The organism is Streptomyces sp. NBC_00377 (genome assembly GCF_036075115.1).
GTDB lineage: Bacteria > Actinomycetota > Actinomycetes > Streptomycetales > Streptomycetaceae > Streptomyces.
In genome coordinates, this window is the sequence record NZ_CP107958.1 from 2,826,497 (window position 1) to 2,849,028 (window position 22,532).

16 protein-coding genes are annotated in these 22,532 nt (G+C 71.1%); 3 read left to right on the forward strand and 13 right to left on the reverse strand.

Annotated features, from left to right (window positions below; all coding sequences use genetic code 11):
• From rpsP to proS, 3 genes are all read right to left on the reverse strand, one after another.
• Positions 1 to 429 carry a 30S ribosomal protein S16 gene (gene rpsP / locus OHS71_RS12630; protein WP_189926612.1) on the reverse strand — a complete coding sequence of 143 codons (429 nt, stop codon included), beginning with the start codon at positions 427 to 429 and terminating at the stop codon, positions 1 to 3.
• Between the two features lie 372 nt (positions 430 to 801).
• Positions 802 to 1,398 (reverse strand): hypothetical protein, encoded by a 597-nt coding sequence (locus OHS71_RS12635; protein ID WP_328479486.1) that lies wholly within the window; start codon positions 1,396 to 1,398, stop codon positions 802 to 804.
• A 282-nt stretch (positions 1,399 to 1,680) separates the two neighbouring features.
• Positions 1,681 to 3,096, reverse strand: a complete 1,416-nt coding sequence (gene proS / locus OHS71_RS12640; RefSeq protein WP_328479487.1) for a proline--tRNA ligase — start codon at positions 3,094 to 3,096, stop codon at positions 1,681 to 1,683.
• Positions 3,097 to 3,295: 199 nt separating this feature from the next.
• Here proS and OHS71_RS12645 point away from each other — a divergent pair, with 199 nt between their 5' ends.
• Positions 3,296 to 4,171, forward strand: coding sequence for an SAM-dependent methyltransferase (locus OHS71_RS12645; RefSeq protein ID WP_328479488.1), 876 nt, complete (start codon positions 3,296 to 3,298; stop codon positions 4,169 to 4,171).
• 316 nt (positions 4,172 to 4,487) lie between these two features.
• Here OHS71_RS12645 and ffh read toward each other — a convergent pair whose 3' ends face one another.
• The 5 genes from ffh to nsdA form a co-directional block, all read right to left on the reverse strand.
• On the reverse strand, positions 4,488 to 6,038 hold the full coding sequence (gene ffh / locus OHS71_RS12650; RefSeq protein WP_328479489.1) for a signal recognition particle protein: 1,551 nt from the start codon (positions 6,036 to 6,038) through the stop codon (positions 4,488 to 4,490).
• Positions 6,039 to 6,160: 122 nt separating this feature from the next.
• A complete protein-coding gene (locus tag OHS71_RS12655; protein ID WP_328479490.1) occupies positions 6,161 to 8,608 on the reverse strand; it encodes a [protein-PII] uridylyltransferase in 2,448 nt (815 codons plus the stop codon).
• Between the two features lie 26 nt (positions 8,609 to 8,634).
• Complete coding sequence (locus tag OHS71_RS12660; RefSeq protein ID WP_003997576.1) at positions 8,635 to 8,973, reverse strand: P-II family nitrogen regulator; 339 nt, start codon at positions 8,971 to 8,973, stop codon at positions 8,635 to 8,637.
• A complete protein-coding gene (locus tag OHS71_RS12665; RefSeq protein WP_328479491.1) occupies positions 8,970 to 10,313 on the reverse strand; it encodes an ammonium transporter in 1,344 nt (447 codons plus the stop codon). Before OHS71_RS12665 ends, OHS71_RS12660 begins: the two co-directional genes overlap by 4 nt.
• A 337-nt stretch (positions 10,314 to 10,650) precedes the next feature.
• Complete coding sequence (gene nsdA, locus OHS71_RS12670; protein ID WP_328479492.1) at positions 10,651 to 12,135, reverse strand: transcriptional repressor NsdA; 1,485 nt, start codon at positions 12,133 to 12,135, stop codon at positions 10,651 to 10,653.
• A gap of 447 nt (positions 12,136 to 12,582) precedes the next feature.
• Here nsdA and OHS71_RS12675 point away from each other — a divergent pair, with 447 nt between their 5' ends.
• A complete protein-coding gene (locus OHS71_RS12675; RefSeq protein ID WP_328479493.1) occupies positions 12,583 to 13,239 on the forward strand; it encodes a bifunctional DNA primase/polymerase in 657 nt (218 codons plus the stop codon).
• 419 nt (positions 13,240 to 13,658) lie between these two features.
• Here OHS71_RS12675 and ftsY read toward each other — a convergent pair whose 3' ends face one another.
• Positions 13,659 to 14,864 (reverse strand): signal recognition particle-docking protein FtsY, encoded by a 1,206-nt coding sequence (ftsY, locus tag OHS71_RS12680; RefSeq protein WP_328479494.1) that lies wholly within the window; start codon positions 14,862 to 14,864, stop codon positions 13,659 to 13,661.
• Positions 14,865 to 15,035: 171 nt separating this feature from the next.
• On the opposite strand from ftsY, the gene OHS71_RS12685 reads away from it, so the two are divergent.
• Positions 15,036 to 16,004 (forward strand): LLM class flavin-dependent oxidoreductase, encoded by a 969-nt coding sequence (locus tag OHS71_RS12685; RefSeq protein WP_328479495.1) that lies wholly within the window; start codon positions 15,036 to 15,038, stop codon positions 16,002 to 16,004.
• 86 nt (positions 16,005 to 16,090) lie between these two features.
• Here OHS71_RS12685 and OHS71_RS12690 read toward each other — a convergent pair whose 3' ends face one another.
• The 4 genes from OHS71_RS12690 to OHS71_RS12705 form a co-directional block, all read right to left on the reverse strand.
• Positions 16,091 to 17,509, reverse strand: coding sequence for a sugar porter family MFS transporter (locus tag OHS71_RS12690; RefSeq protein ID WP_328479496.1), 1,419 nt, complete (start codon positions 17,507 to 17,509; stop codon positions 16,091 to 16,093).
• A 216-nt stretch (positions 17,510 to 17,725) separates the two neighbouring features.
• The gene (gene smc, locus OHS71_RS12695) at positions 17,726 to 21,283 is read right to left on the reverse strand and encodes a chromosome segregation protein SMC (protein WP_328479497.1); all 3,558 of its coding nucleotides are present in this window, start codon (positions 21,281 to 21,283) and stop codon (positions 17,726 to 17,728) included.
• Positions 21,284 to 21,542: 259 nt separating this feature from the next.
• On the reverse strand, positions 21,543 to 21,746 hold the full coding sequence (locus OHS71_RS12700) for a hypothetical protein (protein WP_020128723.1): 204 nt from the start codon (positions 21,744 to 21,746) through the stop codon (positions 21,543 to 21,545).
• Positions 21,747 to 22,125: 379 nt separating this feature from the next.
• Positions 22,126 to 22,407 (reverse strand): acylphosphatase, encoded by a 282-nt coding sequence (locus tag OHS71_RS12705; RefSeq protein ID WP_328479498.1) that lies wholly within the window; start codon positions 22,405 to 22,407, stop codon positions 22,126 to 22,128.
• Positions 22,408 to 22,532 lie beyond the last annotated feature (125 nt).

Consider the following 22,532-nt stretch of genomic DNA (forward strand, 5'->3'; position numbering starts at 1 on the left):
TCAGGCCTCGGTCGACTCAGCCGCAGAGGACTCGGCGGCAGCCTCGTCCTTCTTCTCGGCCTTCTTCTTCTGGGTGATGGCCTCACCCTTGCCCGAGTCGTCGCCGCCGAGGGCCTCGAACGACGGGCGAGCCTTCTTCGGCTCGGCGACGAGCAGCGGCGCCGGGGCGGGCTCGCCCTTGAACTTCTGCCAGTCGCCGGTCTTCTTCAGGATGGCGAGCACCGGCTCGGTCGGCTGCGCGCCGACACCCAGCCAGTACGCCACGCGGTCGGCGTCGACCTCGATGATCGACGGGTGGTACGTCGGCTGGTACTTGCCGATCTCCTCGATCGCACGACCGTCACGACGGGTGCGGGAGTCGGCGACGACGATGCGGTAGTGAGGCGCGCGGATCTTGCCCAGACGCTTCAGCTTGATCTTGACTGCCACGGAAGTGGTGTCTCCTGGTCTTGACGTGGTTGGGCACGGCGAGATGGCCGCGTGGGGTTGCGGTACCCGAGTGCCCGATGGACGCGTCAGCCGGAGGAGAGAGGGGTCCTGTGCGACTGTCGAGTACAGCTAGCCATTGTGCCACACCCTGCGGGTCGTCCTCGGCCGCGGGGTCGGCGCTCGCACGGGCATGCTTCGGCGGCACCCGGCGTCGTCACGGTGCACGCACGCCGGGTGCGCGGTCCGGCGCCGCGGGGTGCCGGCCGCGCCCGCCCGTACCGCCGGGGAGGCACGGCCGCCGCGGTGTACGGACACCGCGCGCCCTCACTGTCGACCGGCAGCCACGAGATGCCGGTGCTGGGCCGTCGGATGTTACGCCGCGCCGACGATCTCCGGGATCCGGAACGGCTTGCCGCAGCCCCCGCACACGATCGGCGCCTGGGCCAGGACCGACGGAACGACGCGCACGTTGCGCCCGCAGTCGCACACGGCCTTGACCCGGACGCCGCCGCCCGAGGAGCCGTGCCGGGCCGCGGGACCGCGGAAGGTACGGCTGGTGTCGGCGGAGGTGGCCGCCAGGTGAGCCTTGAGGGCCCGCTGGAGGCGCTCGATCGTCGGACGGTAGCGGCGCTTGGCCTCGGGGTTGAGCGTGACCAGGGAGAAACCGCTGCTGGGGTGAGGTTCCTCGGGGTGGTCCAGACCAAGCTCCTCGGCGATCGCGAGGAATCTGCGGTTGTGGTAGCGGCCGGCGCGGGAGGTGTCGCGCACGCCGCGGGCGGCGGCGATGCCATGGACTGCCTCGTGAAGCAGTCGCTCGAAGGAGAGCTCGTGACCGCAGGCGGACGACGACTCCCCGATCAGGGACTCTGGCGCGGCAAGATCCGGCAGCTCGGGGTGGTACCGCTGAATGTCGGCCCACGCCTCTGCCAGCTCTGCGGCGAGAACAGGTGGTGTCTGTGTCGTGCTCACGTAATGACAACGAGCGGAGGTGCCCCTGTGTTCCTATTCCGGGCCATCCCAAATAATTTGCACGTACCCGTCAGTTGCCGCTGATGCGTCCGGACGAGGGCGGGTGCGCTGATCTGCGGAGAAGCCTCACAGCTCCTACCAAGCTGGTGCGTAGGCCCCGTACGTCCACCCGTCTCCCGCCCTCTTGCCCGGCGCGTAGAAGCGGTCTGCGCGCCGGGGCGGGGGTGTTCCGCGGGGGCGCAAGGGGCGTTTCGGCCGCTTGCACGAGCGGAGTGCGCCGCCTCAGTAAGCGCGCGCGACGATCGCGACGTTACCGGGAGCGTCCCCGTCGTCCGGCACCGACCCGTCCTCCGCGAGCAGACACCGTACGGTCAGCGAGTGCTCGGCCAGCCCGGCCTCGCCCTCTTCGCCGAGGATCGCCCAGGGGACGCGCGCCCAGCCGCCGGCGACGGCCGCCTCGACCGCCTCGGGAATCGTCGAGACGTCCGTCGTACGGGACTCGCGGCGCTCGCGGGACTGCTCCAGCAGCAGCGCCTGGTCCTCCTCGAGGAGGGCGGGCAGCAGACCCGCGAGTGCGTCGATCGCCACCGGCTCCTTGCCTCCCGGGATCCGGCGGACCAGCATCGCCGTGCCGTTCTCCAGGTCACGGGGCCCGATCTCCACGCGGACGGGCACGCCCTTGAGCTCCCAGTCGACCGCGCGCCGCCCGAAGGGGACGTCGGTGCGGTCGTCCACGCGGACGCGGAGCCCCGCCGCCTTCAGCCGGCCGGCCAGCTCGTGCACCTTGGCCAGAACCGGCTCCTCGCCCTTGATCGCCAGGACGACGACCTGCACCTGCGCCAACCGCGGCGGCACCCGCAGCCCGTCGTCGTCGCCGTGCGTCATCACCAGGGCGCCGATCATGCGGGTGGTCGAACCCCAGGAGGTCTGCCAGACCAGTTCCTGGGTGCCCTCCTTCGACAGGTACCGGGTGTTGAAGGCCTTGGCGAAGTTCTGGCCGAGCTCATGGCTGGTGACCATCTGGAGGGCCTTGCCGTCGCCCATCATGCTTTCGAGGGTCAGGGTGTTGACGGCGCCCGCGAAGCGCTCCTTGACCGTCTTGCGGCCGGCGACGAAGTCGATCGCGAGGACGTTGCGCAGGAAGTCTCCGTAGACCTCGCGCTGGATGCGCGCGGCGAAGTCGCGGGCCTCCTCGTACGTGGCGTGCGCGGTGTGCCCCTCCTGCCACAGGAACTCGGACGTCCGCAGGAACAGGCGGGGCCGCAGTTCCCAACGGACGACGTTGGCCCACTGGTTGATGAGCAGGGGCAGGTCGCGGTAGCTCTGCACCCACTTGGAGAAGTACTCGTTGATGATGGTCTCGGAGGTCGGCCGGACGACCGCCGGCTCCTCCAGCTCCTTGCCGCCCCCGTGGGTCACCACGGCCAACTCGGGCGCGAAGCCCTCGACATGATCCGCCTCACGCGCGAGGTAGGACTGCGGGATCAGCAGCGGGAAGTACGCGTTCTCGGTGCCCGTCTCCTTGATGCGGGCGTCCATCTCCGCCTGCATCCGCTCCCACAGCCCGTAGCCGTACGGTCGGATCACCATGGTGCCGCGCACCGGCCCGTTGTCGGCCAGTTCCGCCTTGCTGATCAGATCCTGGTACCAGCGCGGGAAGTCGTCAGCCCGCGGGGTGAGAACGGGAGCCTTTGCCATGGCGCGATCGTACGGCTCCAGGTTGCCGGAATGTGAATTCTCGCCACAGTCCCGCCCGGCGCACAAGCGGGGGCCCGAGACCCCTGGACGCGGTCGCGTACGGGGAGTTACCTGGCATACGGGGGAAGTGCGAGCGCACTGCACGGGGGCCACCTGATCGGTCACCACGGCAACTCTCGGCGGAATGGGGCGCTTATCCATGACACCTACGCTCGTGCGGCAGCACCTGCCACTCGCGGGGCCCACGCCCCGCGCGGACCCGGGTGCACGCGCGCGTGACTGGTCGGAGATCCAGGAGCGGATGCTGGTCCCGCTCTACGAGGCCGTCTACGAGCGACTCGACGTAGGACCCGGCACCCGGCTCCTCGGCCTCGGCTGCGGCTCCGGCCTGGCCCTGCTGATGGCGGCCTCCAGAGGCGCGGCGGCCCTCACCGGTGTCGAGCCCGCCTCCCCCGAACGGCTGGCCCTCGCGCGCGAGCGGCTGTCCGGGAGGGAGCCCGGGGAACGGGCCGCGGGCGGGCGCCGGAACGGCGTCCACCTCACCGACCGGTCGCCCAGGTCCGTGGCCGGCCCGAACCCGTCCGCGTACAACCTGGTGACGGCCTTCGAGCCGATCGGGTGCCTCGCGGGCGACGCCGACGGGCTCGCCCGTCTGCTCGCGGCAGGCGTCCCGCTGGCCGAGCGCGGGGCGCCGGTGGTGCTCGTCGGCTGGGGTCCGCCGGAACGCTGTGCCACGTCCACGGTGCTGCGCGTCGGGGCCAAGCTGGCCGATCCGCTGCGCGGCGGTGCGGTCCGGCTGCGCCCGGCGCTGCGCGACGACCTGGAGGAGGTCGCCGGGCGGGCCGGCCTGAGGCCGGACGGATCGGGGCGGGTGGCCTGCCCCTTCGGGTACGCCGACGTGGAGAGCGCCCTCAAGGGCCTGCTGTCCACCGGCCTCTTCGACGCGGCGGTCGCGGCGACGGACCAGGAGCAGGTCGACAAGGAAGTGACCGAGGCGCTGCATCCGTACCGGCGCGCGGACGGCACGGTGTGGATGCCGAACGTGTTCCGGTACCTGATCGCCCGGACTCCCTGAGGCAGCCACGGCCCCCGGAGACCGTAGCGCCGAGCCTGCCCGCCGCACCGCACGCGTTCCCGTTCGCCCCCAGCCCGCCTTCGACCGGCTCCGGCGGGCTTCGGCGGTCGCGTGACGCCCCCGATCCGGTGGGCGTCGGCCTCCCCCGCCGCGCTCCGCGACGATCTCCGTGTCCCGTGGCCCGTGGCCGACGGCCACGGCGTGTCCGCCGCGAACGCGGCGTGGGGCGCCCCTCCGTGGCAGGAGGGGCGCCCCACGCGACGCGGATGTGCTGACGGGTCCCGGGGCCGAGCCCCGAGCCCCCGTGCGGCTGCTGTCAGCCCATGAACTTCTTGAACTCGTCCGGCAGTTCGAAGTCCTGAGCGCCCTGCTCCGGAAGCCCGAGCGCATTGCCGCCCTGGGCCTGGGCCTCGCGGCGCTGGGCCGCCTCCAGCTCCTGCTGCTTGCGCTTCATGGGGTTGCCCGAGCGCTGCTTGCCCTTGGCCTGCTTCGGCTGCTTCTTCTGCCGGCCGGCGCCGCCACCCATGCCCGGCATCCCCGGCATACCGGGCATCCCGCCGCCCTGGGCCATCCGGGACATCATCTTGCGCGCCTCGAAGAACCGCTCGACCAGGCCCTTGACGGCGCTGACCTCGACGCCCGAACCCTTGGCGATACGGGCGCGGCGCGAGCCGTTGATGATCGTCGGGTCCTGGCGCTCACCCGGGGTCATCGACTTGATGATCGCGGCCGTGCGGTCGACGTCACGCTCGTCGAGATTGGCGATCTGGTCCTTGATCTGGCCCATGCCGGGCAGCATGCCGAGCAGCTTGGAAATGCTGCCCATCTTCCTGACCTGCTCCATCTGGGCCAGGAAGTCGTCCAGGGTGAAGTCCTGGCCCTTCTTGGACGCCAGCTTGGAGGCCATTTTCTCGGCCTCTTCCTGACTGAACGTCTTCTCCGCCTGCTCGATCAGGGTGAGCAGGTCACCCATGTCGAGGATGCGGGAGGCCATCCGGTCGGGGTGGAACGCGTCGAACTCGTCCAGCTTCTCGCCGTTGGACGCGAACATGATCGGCTTGCCGGTCACCGAGGCGATCGACAGGGCGGCGCCACCGCGGGCGTCACCGTCGAGCTTGGACAGCACGACACCGTCGAAGCCGACGCCGTCGCGGAACGCCTCGGCGGTGTTGACGGCGTCCTGGCCGATCATCGCGTCGACGACGAAGAGGATCTCGTCGGGTGAGACGGCGTCGCGGATGTCCGCGGCCTGACGCATCAGCTCGGCGTCGATGCCGAGCCGGCCGGCGGTGTCCACGATCACGATGTCGTGGACCTTGGACTTCGCGAAGTCGATGGAGTCCTTGGCGACCTGGACCGGGTCGCCCACGCCGTTGCCGGGCTGCGGGGCGTACACGGCCACACCGGCGCGCTCGGCGACGACGCTGAGCTGGTTGACGGCGTTGGGGCGCTGGAGGTCGCAGGCGACGAGCAACGGCGAGTGGCCCTGCTCCTTCAGCCAGCGGCCGAGCTTGCCCGCGAGGGTGGTCTTACCGGCACCCTGGAGACCGGCCAGCATGATCACGGTCGGCGGCTGCTTGGCGAAGCGCAGCCGCCGGGTCTCGCCGCCGAGGATCGTGACGAGTTCCTCGTTGACGATCTTCAGGACCTGCTGGGCGGGGTTCAGCGCCCTGGAGACGTCGGCGCCGAGGGCACGCTCCTTGACGTTCTTGATGAACGTGCGGACGACCGGCAGGGCGACGTCCGCCTCGAGGAGGGCGATGCGGATCTCGCGCGCCGTGGCGTCGATGTCCGCTTCGCTCAGGCGCCCCTTGCCGCGCAAGTTCTTGAAGGTCGCTGAAAGGCGATCGGAGAGAGTATCGAACACGGCGGCGTCGGTCCTCGGAGTCGGGGGCAGTCTGAGCGTCTTCCAGGGTATCCGGCCGCGCAAGACATTCGTCCCCGCCTGCTGTATTCAGCGGACGGGGACGCGTGCCACGCGGCAATCGGTCACGCCCTCAGCGTCTCCTCCAGCTTGCGGGTGACGGAGGCGGCCTCGTCGCCGGGCAGGGGCGCGCCCTTGGTCCCGGTGACGTAGAAGGCGTCCACGGCGTTCGCGCCGAGCGTCGAGACGTGCATGCTGCGCACCCGCAGCCCCTCGTCCTCCAGGGCCTGTCCGATCCGGAACAGCAGTCCCGGCGCGTCCTGCGCGCGCACCTCGATGACCGTGGCGTGCCGGGAGGCGGCGGAGGCCACCGTCACACGCGGCGGCGGCGCGACCACGCCCCGGCGGCGGGGGTAGGCGGCGTCCCGTTCCGCGAGCCGTCCGGCGATGTCGAGGGAGCCGTCCAGGGCGCGGACGAGGTCGGCGCGCAGCCGGGCCGCCTGGGGCAGGGAGCCGTACTCGGCGGCGACCCGCCAGTTCAGCAGCAGGACGGAGCCCTCCACACCGGTCGGCAGGTCCAGGGCGCGCAGCTCGGCGGTGCGCACGGTCAGCCGGTGCATGGCGAGGACGCCGGCGACCGCGGGCAGCACGCCCGGCTGGTCGGGCACGGCGATGAGCAGTTCCACGCCGAGCGGTTCGGGGTCGTCCGTAGGCCGGTCCTCGGTCGGGGCCTCGGTCTGGGCGCGCAGGGCCAGCACCGGGCTGCTGGTGGCGACCGCCTCGATGGCGAGCCGCTCCTGCTCGGCCGTGGGCGCGGCGGCGGCGGGTTCCTCGGGTTCGTCCCCGGCGAGCACCGCCGCGACCCGCTTGACCAGGTCCGCCACGAGCGAACCCCGCCAGGACGACCATGCGGCGGGGCCGGTGGCCAGCGCGTCCGCCTCGGTGAGCGCGTGCAGCAGCTCCAGGGTGCTCTGCGTGCCGACCGCGTCGGCGACCGAGCGGACCGTGGCCGGGTCCTCCAGGTCGCGCCGGGTGGCGGTCTCGACCAGCAGCAGGTGATGCCGTACGAGCGCGGAGAGGACGGCGACGTCGGCGCGGTCGAAGCCGATCCGGGCGGCGACGTCCTTGGCGATGATCTCGCCCGCGACCGAGTGGTCGCCGGGCCAGCCCTTGCCGATGTCGTGCAGCAGTGCGGAGACCAGCAGGAGGTCGGGGCGGCTGACCCGGCGGGTGAACTCGGAGGCGCGCACGGCGGTCTCGATGAGATGCCGGTCGACGGTCCAGATGTGCACGGCGTTGCGCTGCGGGCGGCAGCGCACCCGCTCCCAGTCGGGCAGCAGCCGGGTGATCAGCCCCTCGGCCTCCAGCGCCTCCCAGACCTCGATGGTGGGCTGCCCCGAGCCGAGCAGGGTGACCAGTTGCTCGCGGGCCTCGGCGGGCCACGGCGCGGGCAGCGGGCGCACGGTGGCGGCGAGGCGCCGGACGGCGTGCAGGGAGAGCGGGAGGCCGGCCTGCGCTGCGGCGGCCGCCGCTCGCAGCGGGAGCACGGGGTCGCGTTCGGGGCGGGCGGCACGGGCGAGCACCACTTCCCCGTCCTGCTCCACGACGCCTTCGGCGAGCGGGGAGCGCTCGGCGACGGGCTTGCCGCCGCCGAGCATGGCGCGCAGCCGCGGCCGCACGGCGCGCGACCTCAGCACGCGCCCCACCTCGCGCCAGGTGACGTCACTCGCGTACGAGATGACGCGGGCCGCCTCGTACACCTGCCGCAGCAGTGTGTCGGCGTCCAGCAGGCCCAGCTCGGCGGCCACCTGGTCCTGCTCCTGGAGGGCCAGCCGGTCGGTGGCGCGGCCGGTGGTCAGATGCAGGGCGTCCCGTACGTCGAGGAGGCGGCGCCGGGCGTCGTCGAGGCCCTCGCGGGGCGCGTCCGCCAGCCAGGAGGCGGCGACGGCCCGCAGCGCGGTGGCGTCCCTGAGCCCGCCCCGGGCCTCCTTCAGGTCGGGCTCCAGCAGGTACTGGAGCTCACCCTGGCGTTCGGCACGCTCGGCGCAGAGCTCCTGGAGTTCGGGCAGGCGCTTGGGCGCCTGGTTGCGCCAGTCGGCGAGGACGGCCGTACGCAGTCCCGCCGTCAGCGCGAGGTCGCCGGCGAGGTGGCGGGCGTCGAGGAGGCCGAGCTGGACCTTGAGATCCTCCCCGGCGGTCTTACGGGCCTCCGCCGGGGTGCGGACGGAGTGGTCCAGTGCGAGGCCCAGGTCCCAGACGGGATACCAGAGCCGGTCGGCGAGGGCGGCGACCGCCTTGGGGTCGTCGCCGTCGTGCAGGAGCAGGAGGTCGAGGTCGCTGCGCGGGGACAGCTCGCCCCGGCCGTAGCCGCCGACGGCGACCAGGGACACGCCCTTCAGTTCCTCGGTGCCGGCGGTGAAGAGCCCGCTCAGCCAGTCGTCGGTCAGTTCCGCGAGGGCCGCACGGCGCGGCGGCCCGGACCGCGCCCCCTCGGTGAGGAGGCGCAGCCGGGCCGCCGCGTAGCCGCTGGGTCCCGAGTCCTCTGCATCCTTGCGCATGTCCGTACTCGTCACCCAGCGACTCCTGTTCTGTTCTGCCGTCAGAGCGCGTCCGGGCCGCGCTCGCCGGTGCGGACCCGCACAGCCGTCTCGACCGGGAGGGACCAGACCTTGCCGTCACCGATCTTGCCGGTCCGGGCCGCCTTGACGATGACGTCGATCAGCTGCTCGGCGTCGTCGTCCTCGGCCAGCACCTCGATGCGGATCTTGGGAACCAGGTCGACCGTGTACTCGGCACCACGGTAGACCTCGGTGTGTCCCCGCTGACGACCGTAGCCGCTGGCCTCGGTGACCGTGAGACCGTGCACGCCGAAGGCCTGCAAAGCTTCCTTGATCTCGTCGAGCCGGTGGGGCTTCACGACGGCGGTGATGAGCTTCATGCGTCCACCTTCTTGCTCGCGTCGGTGACCGCGGCCGGGGAGGCGGTCGTGCGGGCGGCGCCACCGCCGGCCCCGCTGAAGTCGTATGCGGTCTCGGCGTGCTCGGCCTGGTCGATGCCGGCGATCTCGTCGTCCTCGGAGACCCGCATACCGATGGTCTTGTCGAGGAGGAAGGCGAGGATCGCGGAGACCACCAGCGAGTAGGCGAGGACCGCGAAGACTCCGGCGCACTGCTTCCACAGCTGGTCGAAGGAGTGGTCGCCGTAGAAGACGCCCGTCGCGGTGGACTGGCCCTTGCCGGTGGCGAAGAAGCCGATCAGCAGGGAGCCGATGACACCGCCGACGAGGTGGACGCCGACGACGTCGAGCGAGTCGTCGTAACCGAACTTGTACTTCAGGCCGACGGCCATGGCGCAGAGCAGACCTGCGATGGCGCCGACGGCGATCGCGCCGAGCGGGGAGATCGCACCGCCCGAGGGGGTGATGGCGACCAGACCGGCGACCGCGCCGGAGGCGGCGCCCAGCGTGGTGAACGCGCCGTGGCGGAACTTCTCGTAGATGAGCCAGGCCAGCATGGCGGCGGCGGTGGCGACCTGCGTGTTGACGAACATCAGCGCGCCGACGCCGTCGTCGTTGCCGAGCCACGAGCCCGCGTTGAAGCCGAACCAGCCGAACCACAGCAGACCGGCGCCGAGCATGACCAGCGGCAGGCTGTGCGGGCGCATCGGGTCCCGCTTGAAGCCGACCCGCTTGCCGATGACGAGGATCACGCCGAGGGCCGCGGCACCGGCGTTGATGTGGACCGCCGTACCACCGGCGAAGTCGATGACACCCAGCTCGAAGGCCCAGCCGCCGGCGCCCCAGACCCAGTGGGCGACCGGGAAGTAGACGACCGTGGCCCACAGGGCGACGAACAGCGCCCACGCGGAGAACTTGACGCGGTCGGCGAGTGCACCGCTTATCAGGGCGGGCGTGATGATCGCGAACATCATCTGGAAGACCATGAACACGAAGATCGGGATGGTGTAACCGTCCCACAGCTCCGTCAGGCCGATGTTGCTCAGGCCGACCCAGTCGGAGTTCCAGCCGATGAGACTGCCGGAGTCGGTCCCGAATGCGAGGGAGAAGCCGTACAACACCCACAGGATGGTGACGATCCCGATGCTGATGAAGCTCATCATCAGCATGTTGAGCGTGCTCTTGACGCGGACCATGCCTCCGTAGAAGAAGGCGAGGCCCGGGGTCATGATCAGCACCAGGGCGGAACAGATGAGCATGAAGCCTGTGTTCGCGGAGGACAGCTTGGGTGCCTCCGCGGCAAGCGTGATGGCTGCTGCCATCGGCGTCTCCTCGTCGTAGGTACGGCCCCGTGCGGGCGAAGCCAGAGCGGGTTCGTGAGGGGTGGGCCGGTTATGCGCCATGAGATTCGCGCAGCGCCGTTTCGGTGGAAGCCCCTCGTTGTTTCGCCGTTGTGACGAAGGCGCCCTGCGCGTTACGCCTCGATGAACTGGCTGATGTTCGCCGAGTGGATCGTTATCGTGGCGCAACCTTCGAAGAAGGCAGGAAACCGGCCGCGGTCGGCCTTCCGATGACCTGGCATGGGGGAGCCGAGTCGGGCAGTTCGGGAGGACCGGCCGCGGCCGGGGTTCATGGGTTTTGCCTTGTGGATCAGCCGGATCAGACCGCTTCGGCGGTCTCCGGCAGCTCGATGGTGAGCCGCTCGGTCAGGTCCACGACCTCCGACAGATCCCCGAAGTCGCGTACGGCACTGTCGACCGTCTTTCGGATACGAGTGTTGACGCGCTCGGAGCGCACCTTCTTGGCCTCCTGCATGGCCTGGGTGGCGAGGGTGGCGCTCTGCTCGGGCTCGCGCCGCAGGAGGTGCACGGTGGCCATGCCGATCAGGTTCAGCACGTAGGAACGCTGGTGGTCGCGGTCGCCCGCGAACAGCTCCACGGCCTTGCGCATCAGTGGCTCGGCCAGCGAGGCGTAGGCGGGGCTGCGGCCGGCCACGTAGGCGAGGTCGCGGAAGGAGTGGCTGTTCTCGCCGTAGAGCTCGGCCTCGGAGAAGAAGCGGATCCAGTCGGGGTCCGGCTCGTCCCACTCGTCGGAGTCGGCGAAGGTGTCCTCGGCCATCCGCACCGCCCGCTTGCACCGCCCGGGCTGCCCCATGTTGGCGTAGGCGCGGGCCTCCATCGCATACAGCATGGACTGGGTGCGCGGGCTCGCGCAGTCCCGGCTGCCGTACTGCGCGAGGTGGATCAGCTCCAGGGCGTCCTCGGGCCGGCCGAGGTGGATCATCTGGCGGCTCATGCTGGACAGCACGTAGCTGCCGAGCGGCCGGTCACCGGCCTCCTTGGCCGCGTGCAGGGCGAGGACGAAGTACTTCTGCGCGGTCGGCTGGAGCCCCACGTCGTAGCTCATCCAGCCGGCGAGTTCCGCGAGTTCGGCGGCGACCTTGAAGAGTCTCCTCGCGGTGGCCTCGGGCTGGGGCTCCTGGAGGAGGTCGGTCACCTCGTGCAGCTGCCCGACGACCGCCTTGCGGCGCAGACCGCCGCCGCACTGGGCGTCCCACTGCCGGAACATCACGGTGGTCGACTCCAGCAGGTCCAGCTCGGGCCGCGAGAGCCGGCCGCGGGCCCGGCTGGTCGGCATCGAGTCCGGTTCCTCGGGGGGGGCGGGCGGCGAGGGGACGAGCCAGCGCTGCATGGGCTCGATCAGGGAGGGGCCCGCGCACAGGGCCAGCGACGTCCCGAGGAAGCCGCGCCGGGCCAGCATCAGGTCGCTGCGCGAGAACTCGCTGAGCTGGGCCACCGTCTGCGGGGCCGTCCACGGCAGGTCGACGCCGGTCGCCGAGGGCGCCTGGCGTGCCGTGCGCAGCCCGAGATCCTCGACGGAGACGACACAGCCGAACCGCTCGGAGAACAGCTCGGACAGGATTTTCGGGATGGGCTCCCTGGGGTTCTCGCCGTCCAGCCAGCGGCGCACGCGCGAGGTGTCGGTGGAGATGTGGTTGGCGCCCAACTGGCGGGCGCGACGGTTGACTTGACGGGCCAGTTCACCCTTCGACCAGCCGCTCCGCACGAACCACGAGGCGAGCAACTCGTTCGGGCGCTTGTCCGCACCCGCAGCGCTACTTCCGCTTCCGCCGTTGCCGCTCACTGGAACGCCCCCATCCCTGAGACCACTTGTCACTGAGTGCGCCAAGCCTTATCAGAATGCCGGTAAATACGGCCCGCCGTACGGTACTTGTCACCCTTCGAACGGAATGGCGACTTGCCTCCGGCATACCCACAAGCGCATGTGCCTCCAGGACCCGCACACTCAAAGTAATCCTGCGATCACGGGTCCGGCCACGAGGATCCCGGAAACGCCACCATTCGCCACCCCTTCGAATGAACTCCCGGTGGCCTGGGCGCGATTCACTTGACATAGGACGGCCGGAAGTGGGCGGAGCGGAGCACTCAGGGGCGCACGCAGCCGAGCACACCACCCGGAGCACTTCCGGACCCCGGATGAATCGAGCGGCCGACGGGAAGCGGAAGTACGCAGAGTCACGTCGTTGGACCGCTGCGTAACCATCGGTGCGTCGGACCCGTTGGAGGGGGCATGGGCTTCACGATCGGCGGCATTCGCGAGATCCGCTCCGGCGCGCGCAGGCGCGGTCGCTCGTCCGAGTGCACCACCGTCGCCGAGTTCACGGGGCTCTGGGGCTGGGACGCGGTGCCCGGCGCACGGGCCGCCGCCGGCGTCTGCTCGTGCGGACGCCGCGACTGCCCGGAACCGGGCGCACATCCCCTGGGGTTCGCCCCCCGGGTCCCTGCCGGGGCCACTCTCGACGACGTGTGCAGGGCCTGGTCGGAGTTCCCGGGAGCCGCGGTCATGCTGCCCGTCGGGCGCGCGTTCGACGTGATCGAGGTCGCCGAGCCCGCCGGCCGCCGCGCCCTGGTCCGGCTGGAGCGCATGGGTCTCCCCCTCGGCCCGGTCACCGCCACCCCCGAGGGCCGCACCCAGTTCCTCGTCGCCCCCGGCGCCGCCGCCGAACTGACCGGCCTGCTCTACCGCATGGGCTGGGACGACCCGACCGCCCTCGATCTGCACGGCCTCGGTCCCGGTACGTACATCACGGCCCCGCCCTCCGACCGCGGCGGCCTCGGCCCGGTGCGCTGGCTGCGTCCCCCCGCCCTGGACTCGGCGACCCGCCCCCCGCAGGCCCGCCTGCTGCTGGGCACACTCGCCTACGTCGCCCACCGGTCACGGGCCTAGGGGCCTGTCGTTCGGATCAAGTCGCGGGTCGCGGGGTGTGGCACGCACATCTGCCATCTGCGGCGTTGTCGTCGGTCGCCGACTCCCCCACTCTCGGCTTCGCTCGACCGGGGGACCCCCATCGCGTCGACTCCCTCCGCCGCCTTGCAGCTGCACGCACCACACCCCGCTCGGGCCGGCCCACAAGGCACCGTAAGTCAGGCCGACCTGAGCCGAACGACAGGCCTTGGCCCCGACCTGGGCCCGGCCCAGCCCCCGTCCGGCGGGCCCGTCCGGCCGCCGCGGAACGCGCGGCGGGGACGGCCGGCAGCCGGATCGCCACGGCGGCGTGGTCCGGGCACGAAATGCGGCAGCGCCCGCTCCCACTGCACCTGGGGCGGGCGCTGCTCGCGTCCGTAACACGTGTGACGGCAGGCTGGTCAGTCCCCGATCAGGGCGTCGACGAACGCCTCCGGCTCGAACGGCGCCAGGTCGTCCGCGCCCTCGCCGAGTCCGATCAGTTTGACCGGGACGCCCAGCTCGCGCTGGACCGCGACCACGATGCCGCCCTTCGCCGTACCGTCCAGCTTGGTCAGGACGATGCCGGTGATGTCCACGACCTCGGCGAAGACTCGTGCCTGGACGAGCCCGTTCTGCCCGGTGGTGGCGTCGAGGACGAGCAGTACCTCGTCGAGCGGCGCGTGCTTCTCGACGACCCGCTTGACCTTGCCGAGCTCGTCCATGAGCCCGGTCTTGGTGTGCAGCCGCCCGGCGGTGTCGATGAGGACGACGTCCACCCCCATCTCCTTGCCCTCCTTCACCGCGTCGAACGCGACGGAGGCGGGGTCGCCGGCCTCGGGTCCGCGCACGGTGTGGGCGCCGACGCGCTCGCCCCAGGTCTGGAGCTGGTCGGCCGCCGCGGCCCGGAAGGTGTCGGCGGCGCCGAGGACGACAGTGCGCCCGTCGGCCACCAGCACGCGCGCGAGCTTGCCCGTGGTGGTGGTCTTGCCGGTGCCGTTGACCCCGACGACCATCACGATGCCCGGCTTGCGCTCCGCGGGCTCGGTCCGCACGGTGCGGTCGACCTCGGTGCCGACCAGCTTGAGCAGCTCATCGCGGAGCAGGCCGCGCAGCTCCTCGGGGGTGCGGGTGCCGAGCACCTTGACGCGCTCACGCAGCCGCTCGACCAGCTCCTGGGTGGGCTGCACACCGACGTCGGCGGTGAGCAGGGTGTCCTCGATCTCCTCCCAGGTGTCCTCGTCGAGGTGCTCGCGCGAGAGCAGCGTGAGCAGGCCCTTGCCGAGGGCGTTCTGGGAGCGGGACAGGCGGGCGCGGAGGCGGACCAGCCGCCCCTCGGTGGGTTCCGGGATCTCGATCCCCGGAGCCTCGACGACGGGGGGCTCCTCGACGGCGGTGCCGGTCGAGGAGCCGTCGGGAAGATCCACCTCCTCGATGGTGCGGCGCGGTTCGTCGCGCGGCGTCTCGGCCTCGTCGCCGACCTGGGGCTCGGCCGGCGGGGCGGTGATGTCGGGCGCGGTGGGGGGCGGTGGCGGCAGCGACTTCGTCCGTCGGCTGCCGACGACGAGACCGCCCAGCACACCGAGCACGACCACGGCGATGACTACAGCAAGGATGACGGTTTCCATAACAAGGCCAGTATGCGTGACCCCCCTCCCGCCGAGGCGGGCGGCAGCCCGGGCGAACGGCGGCGAACGTCCCCTCCTCTCCGACCGTGCGCTACCCCTGGTTACCTGACGAGGTGTCAGCTAACGTCCTCCCGCATCGGCATCCACCCGCCCGGCGAAGGGGGCTCCTCCATGCCCGTCACCGTCGTCCGTTTCAATCTCGTCGCGCCCGGTGCGACCCCCGCCGAGCTCGGGCGTCGTTACCGGGCCGCTCTGGAGATGGCCGCGTACGCCGACGAGTGCGGGGTCACGACCGTGCAGACCGAGGAGCACCACGGAGCCGAGAACAACTGGCTGCCCTCGCCGTTCGCCTTCGCGGGCGCCGTGCTCGGCGCGACCCGGCGGCTCGCGGTCACGGTCTCGGCGGTGATCGGCCCGCTGCACGACCCGCTGCGGCTGGCCGAGGACATCGCGGTCCTCGACCTGCTGAGCGGCGGCCGGCTGGTCACGGTCGCCGGGATCGGGTACCGGCCCGAGGAGTACGAGCGGGCGGGAGTGGACTGGAAGCGGCGCGGGCGGCTCCAGGACGAGCTGCTCGACACCCTGCTCAAGGCGTGGACCGGCGAGGAGTTCGCGTACCGGGGCCGTACGGTACGGGTCACCCCGCGCCCGTCCTCCGAGCCGCACCCCCTGCTGCTGGTCGGCGGTTCCTCCGAGGCAGCCGCCCGCCGGGCCGCCCGGTTCGGCCTGCCCTTCTTCCCGAGCGCGCACCTTCCGGAGCTGGAGGCGTACTACAAGGAGCGGCTCGTGGAGTACGGGACGGAGGGCTGGACGATGATGCCCGCGGCCGAGACCCCGCTGCTGCACATCGCCGAGGATCCCGACCGGGCGTGGGCCGAGTACGGCGAACACTTCCTGCACGAGGCGCGGACGTACGCCTCCTGGCAGTCGGGTGAGATCCGTTCGGCGGTGCGGTCGGCGGCGGGCAGCGTCCGGGAACTGCGGGCCGAGGGGGTCTACCGGATCCTGACGCCGGACGAGTGCGTGGAGCAGGGGCTCGACAGCCTCGTGCTGCATCCGCTGGCGGGCGGGATGCCGACGGCGGAGGGGTGGCGCGGTCTGCGGCTGTTCTGCGAGAACGTGCTGCCCCGGCTCGGCTGAGCCGGGGCTGCACGTTCCACGGGGGCCGAGAAGGGGGCGGCGGGGACTGGCCCGGCTCCTCGGGTTCAGGGGCCTCCTGGGGAGGCTCAGCCCATCTCCTCCAGCGCCTTGCCCTTCGTCTCCTTGACGTACTTCAGGACGAACGGGATGGAGAGCGCGGCGAAGACCGTGTAGATCACATAGGTCGCGGAGAGGTTCCAGTCGGCCAGCGACGGGAAGCTCGCGGTGATGGCCCAGTTGGCGATCCACTGCGCGGAGGCGGCCACGCCGAGGGCGGCGGCACGGATCCGGTTGGGGAACATCTCGCCGAGGAAGACCCAGACGACCACGCCCCAGGACAGGGCGAAGAAGAGGACGAAGACGTGGGCGGCGATCAGGGCGATCCAGCCCTGCGTGGCCGGCAGTTTGCCGTCGACCAGGTCGAAGGAGAACGCCCAGGCCTCCAGTGCGAGGCCGACGACCATGCCGACGGATCCGATGAGGGCGAGCGGCCTGCGGCCGACGCGGTCCACGAAGATCATCGCGATCACGGTGCCGATGATGTTGATGATGGACGTCGTGAAGGAGTAGAAGAACGAGTCCGTCGGGTCTACGCCGACCGACTGCCACAGCGTCGAGGAGTAGTAGAACGCGACGTTGATGCCGACGAACTGCTGGAAGACCGACAGGCCGATACCGACCCAGACGATCGGCTTGAAGAAGAAGGAGCCGCCGAGCAGGTCCTTGAACGTGGACTTGTGCTCGCTCTTCATCGCGTGCTCGATCTCGGCGACGCGGGCGTCCAGGTCGATCCTGTCACCCTCGACCTCTTCGAGGATGCCGCGGGCGCGCTCGCGCTTGCCGACGGAGATCAGGAAGCGCGGGGACTCGGGGATGGCGAAGGAGAGCAGGCCGTAGAGGACCGCCGGGACCACCATGACGCCCAGCATGACCTGCCAGGCCTCCAGGCCCATGAGCTTGCCGCGCTGGTCGCCGCCCGCGGAGTTCAGCAGACCCCAGTTGACCAGCTGCGAGATCGCGATGCCGATGACGATCGCGGCCTGCTGGAAGGAGCCGAGGCGGCCGCGGTAGGCGGGCGGGGCGACCTCCGCGATGTAGGCGGGGCCGATCACGGAGGCCATGCCGATGGCGAAGCCGCCGACGACCCGCCACAGGGCGAAGTCCCAGAGGGAGAAGGGCAGGGCCGAGCCGACGGCGCTGACGGTGAACAGCACGGCGGCGATCTGCATGACCCGGATGCGGCCGATGCGGTCGGCCATGCGGCCGGCGGTCGCGGCTCCGATGGCGCAGCCGATCAGGGCGATGGCGATGACCTGTGCCAGGGCCGCGGAACCGACGTCGTAGCGGTCCCGGATGGCCTCGACGGCGCCGTTGATGACGGAGCTGTCGTAGCCGAAGAGGAAGCCGCCCATCGCGGCCGCCGCCGCGATGAAGATGACGTGCCCGAGATGATCGGGATGAGCCGTGCCGGCTCCTGACTTGTGTGCCTGCTCTGTGCTGGTCACGTTCAACTCCTCGGGCCGTCGGCAACGCCGCCGACGGGATCAACCGCTCCAGATAGGTGGTACCTGAAGGTAAAAGCAACGGTGCCGAGACTATTCCTTCAAGTGTCGAAGTCAAGAGGGGGTGACTGTGACCCTTCAGTGCGTGCGTGCAGGAAATGTGTTCAACTCTTGAAGAGACGCTCGGAGCTTTACTCCGGTTACCCCGCCACGGGCGTTTCAGCGCAGGCGCTGGCTGATGACCTTCGACACACCGTCGCCCTGCATGGAGACGCCGTACAGCGCGTCGGCGACCTCCATCGTGCGCTTCTGGTGCGTGATCACGATCAGCTGCGAGGACTCCTGAAGCTCCTCCATGATGCGGATCAGCCGCTGGAGGTTGGTGTCGTCGAGAGCGGCCTCGACCTCGTCCATGACGTAGAACGGGCTGGGCCGGGCCTTGAAGATGGCCACCAGCATGGCGACGGCCGTCAGCGACCGCTCGCCGCCTGAGAGCAGGCTGAGCCGCTTGACCTTCTTGCCCGGCGGACGGGCCTCCACGTCGACGCCCGTGGTGAGCATGTTGTCGGGGTCGGTCAGGATCAGCCGTCCCTCGCCACCCGGGAAGAGCCGTCCGAACACGCCCTCGAACTGCTGGGCGGTGTCCCGGAACGCCTCGGTGAAGACCTGCTCGACCCGCTCGTCGACCTCCTTCACCACCTGAAGGAGGTCGGTGCGGGTCTTCTTGAGGTCCTCCAGCTGCTCGCTGAGGAACTTGTGACGCTCCTCCAGCGCGGAGAACTCCTCCAGGGCCAGCGGGTTCACCTTGCCGAGCTGCTGATAGGCGCGTTCGGCCGCCTTCAGCCGCTTCTCCTGCTCGGCCCGCAGGAACCGCCTCGGCTGGTTGCGCGGGTCCTCGGGATCCTCCGGCAGCACCTCTCCCTCGGCGGGCGGCGAGGGCGGCACCGGCTGGTGCGGCCCGTACTCGGAGACGAGTCCCGCGGGCTCCACCCCGAGCTCCTCCAGCGCCTTGGTCTCCAGTTGCTCGATCCGCATCCGCTTCTCGGCCCCGAGCACCTCGCCCCGGTGGACGGAGTCCGTCAGCTTGTCGAGTTCGGCCTTGAGGTCGCGTCCGGCGGTGCGGGCGGCGGACAGCTCCTGCTCGCGCCGCGCCTTGGCCGCGTCGGCGGCGACCCGCTCCGCCTCGGCCCGCCCGACGGACACCTCGACGTGCGCGAGCAGCTGCCGCGCGCCGGAGGCCACGGCCTCCGCGACGGCGGCCTCGTGACGCAGCCGTGCCTGCCGCTGTTCGGCACGCGCGCGTGCCTCTCGTTCCGCTCGCGCGGCCCGGTCCAGCGAGTCGGCACGTCCGGACAGCCCCTTCACCCGCTCCTCGTGCGTACGGACCTGGAGCCGGGCCTCCATCTCGGTCTGCCGGGCGTTGGCCCCGTCGGCGGCCAGCCGGTCCCGCGCGGAGGTGTCGGGCTCCTCCTCGACCGGCATCTCCTCGGCGACGGCCAGCCGTTCGGCGAGCTCCTCCGCCTCCTCGACGGCCCGGTCCAGCGCGTCCTGCGCCCGCGCCGCGGCCGCCGTGGACCGCTCGGCCTCACCGGCGGCGCCCCGCGCCTGTCCCGCGAGCCGCCCGAGCTGCTGGGCCACGGCCGACTTCTCCCGGTCGGCGGCCCGCCGCCGCTCCCCCAGTTCCTCGACGAGCGCGGCGCACTCCCTGCGCCGCTCCCCGGCCGCCTGCTGCGCCCCGGTCAGCTCCTCGCAGCGCACGGCCAGCTCCTCGAGCTCGGCGGCGGCCTCGTCCACGGACGCCTGCACCTCCAGCAGGCTGGGCGCGCCGGCGGACCCGCCGTGCGCGAAGTGTGCGCTCAGCAGGTCGCCCTCGGCGGTGACGGCGGTGAGCTCGGGGCGGGCGTAGACGAGATCCTCGGCGTCCTCCAGCGTGCCGACGACGACGATCCCCCGCAGGAGTCGCCGTACGGCGGGCAGGAGTTCGGCGGGGGCCCGAACGAGATCGGCGGCGTGACGCGGCCCGTCGGTCTCCTGCGGCTCCTGGGGTACGTCGTCCGGAGCACCGCTCAGCAGCAGCGCGGCCCGCCCCCCGTCCTGCTTGCGCAGAAGGCGGATCGCCTCGGCGGCGGCGGACGGGGTGGTCACGGCGAGTGCGTCCGCCGCCGCCCCGAAAGCCGCCGCGAGCGCGACCTCGTACCCCTGCGTCACCGTGAGCAGTTCGGCCGCCGGGCCCAGCAGGCCGTTCAGCCGGTCCCGTGCGCCGAGCAGCGCGCCCGTGCCGTCCTTGCGGCGCAGGCCCATGGCCAGGGCCTCGTGACGGGCCCGGGTCGCGGCGCGGCTGCGTTCGGCCGCCGTGGCCGCCTCGCGGGCGGCGGTGAGGGCGGCCTCCGCCTCGGCGAGCCGGTGCCTGGCCGTCTCGTGCCGCTCGCCGAGCTCCTGGTCATCGGCGTCGAGGCCGTCGACCTCCGCCTTGAGCGTCTCGTACTCCTCCTGCGCGGTGACGGCCCGTTCCTGGGCCTCGTCGCGGGCGGCGGCCAGCCGGTCGATCTCGGCCCGGGCGGAGGCAGCGCGCGAGCGTGCCGCGTTGACCTGGCCGCCCAGCCGGGCCAGGCCCTCGCGGCGGTCGGCGATGGCCCGGGCGACGTCCTTCAGCCGCCGTTCCTCGAGGGCGAGCTCCCGCTCCAGGTCGGCACGGTGGGCGACGGTGTCGTCCAGCGCGTGCTGGGCCGCTTCCAGGGCGGCCTCCAGTTCGGCCTCCTGCTCGCGGACGCGGGCGGCCTCGCGTTCCATGTCCTCGGGGTCGCGGCCGCGGCGCTCCTCGGGCGGCGCGGAGGTGGCGCTCTTCACGCGCGCGTCGGCGAGCGAGATCGTGCCGCGGACGCGTTCGGCGAGCTGGGACAGCTCGTACCAGGTCTGCTGGGCGCGCTGGAGGCGCGGTGCGAGCCTGCGGACCTCGTCCTCGAGCAGTGCCTCCCGCTGGAGGGCCTTGCGCAGGTCCTGCTCGGCGGCTTCCTTGCGCTCCTTGAGGGCAGCCTCGTCGGCGACCTCTCCCCTCAGGGCCTCACGCAGAGTTACGAGATCGTCGGCGAGGAGGCGCAGGCGGGCGTCGCGCAGATCGGCCTGGATGACGGCGGCGCGGCGGGCGACGGCGGCCTGACGGCCGAGGGGCTTGAGCTGGCGCCGCAGTTCGTCGGTCAGATCCTGCACGCGCGCGAGGTTCGCCTGCATCGCGTCCAGTTTCCTGAGCGCTTTCTCCTTGCGCTTGCGGTGCTTGAGGACGCCCGCGGCCTCCTCGATGAAGGCGCGGCGGCCCATGGGGTCGGCGTGCAGGACGGAGTCGAGCTGGCCCTGGCCGACGATCACGTGCATCTCACGGCCGATGCCGGAGTCGGACAGCAGGTCCTGGATGTCGAGGAGCCGGCAGGTGTCGCCGTTGATCTGGTATTCGCTGCCGCCGTTGCGGAACATGATCCGCGTGATGGTGACCTCGGCGTACTCGATGGGCAGCGCCCCGTCGGAGTTGTCGATGGTCAGGGACACCTCCGCGCGGCCCAGCGGAGGGCGGCCGGTGGTGCCGGCGAAGATGACGTCCTCCATCTTCCCGCCGCGCAGCGACTTGGCGCCCTGCTCGCCCATGACCCAGCTGAGCGCGTCGACGACGTTGGACTTGCCCGAGCCGTTCGGCCCGACGACACAGGTGATCCCCGGTTCGAACCTGAGCGTGGTCGCAGAGGCGAACGACTTGAACCCCCGCAGGGTCAGGGCCTTGAGGTGCACGGCGCTGGACTCTACCTTCCGGGGGTGTCTCACTCCATGAACCCGCGGTTTCACCCATGAACGCGCAGGGCACACCAAACGTTAAGAGACTGAGAGGGTGCACGGGGGAGCAAAACAGCGGGGGCGGCGGCAGCGAAGACGGGGGAAAGAAAGAAGGGACGCCGAAGCGTCCCTTGCAAACTCTGACAACTTAGCGGTCCGACGCGGTTGAGACGAGCCGCCCGACCACTGCGTGTGCCGTTGTGCAGCGGTGCAGCGATCAGGTGAGCGCAGGCTCCGCCTGGCGTGCGTCGATGCTCTCCAGAAGCGATTCGTGAGAAGCGGCAGCCGTCAGCGCGTCGTTCTCGGCCTGGATCCGTCCGAGCTCGGATTCCAGATCCTGTACACGCTGCTGGAGCCGTCGCATCTCGGCGAGGAGTCGCGGGTCGGAGCCGCCGACGTAACCGAGAAGCGCCTTTGCCATGATGGATGGTCCTCCACAATGAGTGACCGACCGAAGCGGTGTGGGTCGGAGGGATTCGCACCCGCGGTGCTTGACAGGATCTTGTTGGTGCTGCCGTTCATCCATGCCAAACAGCTGAGGTGCGCGGGGTGCTTTCAGCGTCTCACCAAAAAGTTTGACGGTCAACACGATCACGCCCCGTATTGGCGGGCGACCCGGTGGCGCGCGGCTCGAACGGCGGCGCTGCGACTCCTGCGGGGCCCTCAGGGCGTGGCGATCATCCTTGCGTGGGGAGCCTCCCACTGCAAGCGATTCTTGGCAACCACCTGCAACTTTCTGCTGGGGGCAGTTGCCGCCGGCATGTTTCGGCACGCGTGCGGCGGCGTTTCGCACGGATTGCTCAGCGGATCGCGAAGCCGTCGTAGCCGCCCCGCGGTGTGTCCCATATCTCTGTGACGCCGTCCACGCGCCCGGGCGTGTCGTCACCGAGGAGCCAGCCGAGCAGTCCCTCACAGCTCTCGCGAGCCCCCTCCGCGACGACCTGGACCCGTCCGTCGGCCAAATTGAGAGCAAAACCACTCAGGCCGCCGATCTCCAGAGCCTTCGCCCTTGTGAACCAGCGGAAACCCACGCCCTGGACGTGTCCACGCACCCAGGCGACCAGCCGTACATCCTCGCTCATGGGTGCAACCTAACCGGGCAAAGTCGCTCGGAGCACTTCCTCACTCAGAGCCATGCGGTACCGTCCCGACCCAATGATTCTCATATGAAACTCACTCGATCGGGTGAGTCAGGTCGACCAGAGGG

Coding starts and splice junctions, on each gene's coding strand:
- OHS71_RS12685 (WP_328479495.1), top strand. CDS start 15,036: ATGCCCGTCACCGTCGTCCGTTTCAATCTCGTCGCGCCCGGTGCGACC.
- OHS71_RS12675 (WP_328479493.1), top strand. CDS start 12,583: ATGGGCTTCACGATCGGCGGCATTCGCGAGATCCGCTCCGGCGCGCGC.
- ftsY (WP_328479494.1), bottom strand. CDS start 14,864: ATGGAAACCGTCATCCTTGCTGTAGTCATCGCCGTGGTCGTGCTCGGT.
- OHS71_RS12660 (WP_003997576.1), bottom strand. CDS start 8,973: ATGAAGCTCATCACCGCCGTCGTGAAGCCCCACCGGCTCGACGAGATC.
- OHS71_RS12705 (WP_328479498.1), bottom strand. CDS start 22,407: ATGAGCGAGGATGTACGGCTGGTCGCCTGGGTGCGTGGACACGTCCAG.
- proS (WP_328479487.1), bottom strand. CDS start 3,096: ATGGCAAAGGCTCCCGTTCTCACCCCGCGGGCTGACGACTTCCCGCGC.
- OHS71_RS12645 (WP_328479488.1), top strand. CDS start 3,296: ATGACACCTACGCTCGTGCGGCAGCACCTGCCACTCGCGGGGCCCACG.
- OHS71_RS12665 (WP_328479491.1), bottom strand. CDS start 10,313: ATGGCAGCAGCCATCACGCTTGCCGCGGAGGCACCCAAGCTGTCCTCC.
- OHS71_RS12700 (WP_020128723.1), bottom strand. CDS start 21,746: ATGGCAAAGGCGCTTCTCGGTTACGTCGGCGGCTCCGACCCGCGACTC.